The organism is Thiolinea disciformis DSM 14473 (assembly GCF_000371925.1).
Classification (GTDB): domain Bacteria; phylum Pseudomonadota; class Gammaproteobacteria; order Thiotrichales; family Thiotrichaceae; genus Thiolinea; species Thiolinea disciformis.
This window is the reverse complement of sequence record NZ_AQVE01000060.1, coordinates 1-2,023: the sequence shown is the minus strand read 5'-3', so window position 1 is coordinate 2,023 and position 2,023 is coordinate 1. Positions and strand designations below refer to the sequence as shown.

The 2,023-nt window shown below is 45.4% G+C and carries 1 protein-coding gene; it reads left to right on the top strand.

Annotated features, from left to right (window positions below):
- Positions 1 to 189 precede the first annotated feature (189 nt).
- The gene (locus tag A3IE_RS0119330; RefSeq protein WP_020397255.1) at positions 190 to 1,365 is read left to right on the top strand and encodes an ATP-binding protein; all 1,176 of its coding nucleotides are present in this window, start codon (positions 190 to 192) and stop codon (positions 1,363 to 1,365) included.
- The last annotated feature ends 658 nt before the right edge of the window (positions 1,366 to 2,023 follow it).

The window sequence follows — 2,023 nt, the reverse complement described above, 5'->3', positions numbered from 1 at the left end:
TTTCGCTAACGCTGTTTTAGAGAAGACCAGCAGGCCAGCGGCAAACACCTATCATTACAATGATCTCAACCAGCGGGTTCGTAAGATACGTAGTACAGGGTTTAAACCTTGTATTACTACAACACCGATGGCCTGTTAGCGATTATAATTTTCCTTGTTTTTTTAAAGATTATCTTTAAGAATACAAGGATGATTGCGCGATACATTACTCCTCTAGTTCTGCAAGCACTACAGCGTCAAGCCGCTGTCACCTTAATTGGTCCACGCCAAGTTGGGAAAACAACGTTGGCCTATGAAATAGGTTTGACTCGCCCAAGTGTTTACCTCGATCTAGAATCCGCTGCTGACCGTAATAAACTTTCTGATCCAGAGTTATTCCTCCAACAACACCAAGATAAATTAGTCATTTTGGATGAGATTCATCGAATCCCCGAACTATTTACCAGTTTACGGGGCTTGATTGATCAGGGGCGTCGCCAAGGGAGACGTACAGGGCGTTTTTTGGTATTAGGCTCTGCTTCGGTCGAGTTATTACGCCAGTCCAGTGAAACCTTGGCTGGACGGATTGAGTATGTAGCGATGGGAACACTGAATCTTCTTGAAGTTGCTTCATACCCTGATGCACTAAATACCCTCTGGTTACAAGGAGGGCTTCCAGACAGTTTTTTAGCGGCCAATCCACTAGATAGCCTAGTTTTTAGGCGGAACTTCATTCGCACCTATTTAGAGCGAGATGTGCCTCAGTTTGGCTTTCGTATTGCTGCCCAAACCATAGAGCGTTTATGGACGATGTTGGCACACCAACAAGGTGCTCTTTTGAATGTGGCTCAATTAGCCGCAAGCTTAGGGGTTAGCTCGCCATCAGCTAGCCATTATTTGGATCTTTTAGTCGATTTACTTTTAGTCAGACGACTACCCCCTTATTTCATTAATGTGGGAAAGCGTTTAGTCAAATCCCCACGGGTTTATATTCGCGACAGTGGGCTAGTTCATGCTTTATTGGGTATAGGTGACTTCGATACCTTGCTGGGACATCCGGTGATTGGGGCTAGTTGGGAAGGTTTTGTTATTGAAAATCTACTGGCGGTTGCTCCGCCACATACTTCAGCTAGTTTCTATCGAACCGCCGCTGGTGCTGAAATGGATGTGGTGTTAGAGCTGGGGGGGCGTCATGGATTATGGGCGATAGAAATTAAGCGCAGCCTTGCTCCTATTCCGAGTAAGGGATTTTATCATGCACAAGCAGATTTAAACCCACAAAAGACATTTGTGGTCTATGCAGGCCAAGAGCGCTATCCATTAAACGAAAACGTCGAAGTTATTGGCCTAATAGCATTAATGCAGGAGTTAATGGCAATACACTAGACCTTTTGCGAAAGTAGTAGTACTTCTTGTTAGAGTAAAGAGATGAACTATGAATTCATCAGTCGTTCTTTGAAATCACCTTTAGACGCAAGGAATGCCTAGTCGTTTCTTGGCTTGGTCGTAGAACATCACGCGTTGTTCATCAACTAACTCAAAACGTGCGTGATACACCAACTCCACCGAACGTTAAAGCCAGCGCGAACGCTTGGCGACCTAGCGTTTTACTGGCAAGTCCGCGTTTAATCAGAGTAAGAATGCCTGCATAGCTGAGCGTAGTCGGGGCAAGCGCTTTCTTGGCCAAGGCTTGGGTTTTAAGCTACCTAAAATCTGTTCTGAAGGTGCTAAAAGCTTTTAAAAGATCTTTAAAAGATATTAAAAAAAGCAAAAGCGCTTGTGTTTCAGGCAAGGAAGACAAGAAGAGCGCCTTACGGCGCAAGGACACGCTGCTGGCGTGTGGCTGGCAGTGAACACGTGTGACGTTTAAGCTATGTCATTTACTAGTGTTATAAGCATCCATAGCTGTTTGAGTAATGGCCAAATAATCCTCAATAGCACTACGTGCGGCGCCGATCTGCTTAATCAACACGGTTTTGGTGATCGGTCGCTGCGGATTGGCCGCTGCCCACGCAATGACTTTCTCATGCAGAGCATCCAAGCC

What these genes read in the sequence shown, in the direction of transcription:
- A3IE_RS0119330 (WP_020397255.1), top strand. Translation starts at nt 190, where the DNA reads ATGATTGCGCGATACATTACTCCTCTAGTTCTGCAAGCACTACAGCGT.